The organism is Virgibacillus carmonensis (assembly GCF_057836705.1).
The window spans coordinates 1-595 of record NZ_JBYQFJ010000274.1; the positions used below are offsets into that span (position 1 = coordinate 1).

Consider the following 595-nt stretch of genomic DNA (forward strand, 5'->3'; position numbering starts at 1 on the left):
TCTCCAGTTACCATCCATTTCTTTTCGCCAAACCTCAAGCGATAAAGCTCTAACCAATATATGTTGTTCCTTATTTTGATGAATAACTTCATACGAAACAGCCGCTTCATTTGCTGACTGTGGAACAATTTTGAGCCCCGTATATATAAATTGAATATCTTTATCTTTATAATACTCGGCTGCCAATCGATTCCCCTCTTTTATTCCCTCAACATCATATCTCTCCAGTTCCCCAACCCATGGCATATAAAGCAACCCTTGAAAATCATCAGAATAAAAGCTATTCATTTCTTCAAATAAACCCTCCGAAAAATTCTGGTGCAATTCCATCATTTTATATACCTTGGTTGATACTTCCTGCTCTATAGTCAAGTTTAATCGCCTCTTTGTCTAATTAATTTAATTTCCCAATTTTATAAGATTTGTCCCGCTTGTGTTATAGCCTTTATCCCATAAAGTTAGATAAATAATATAAAAAACAATAGGTCCCCAATGCACTAATGCCTGTAGCTAAAACTGCCATTAATAGTATAGGATTCTTTTTTGACCGAAATAAATAAAAAATAGATAAGCACAAACTAACTAGAAAAAAGAC

1 protein-coding gene is annotated in these 595 nt (G+C 33.8%); it reads right to left on the bottom strand.

Annotated elements, in window-relative coordinates; translation table 11 throughout:
* Positions 1-372 (bottom strand): hypothetical protein (locus tag AC3G7N_RS21840; RefSeq protein ID WP_489424223.1); only part of this gene is annotated, 372 nt, incomplete at its 3' end.
* Positions 373-595: the final 223 nt, after the last annotated feature.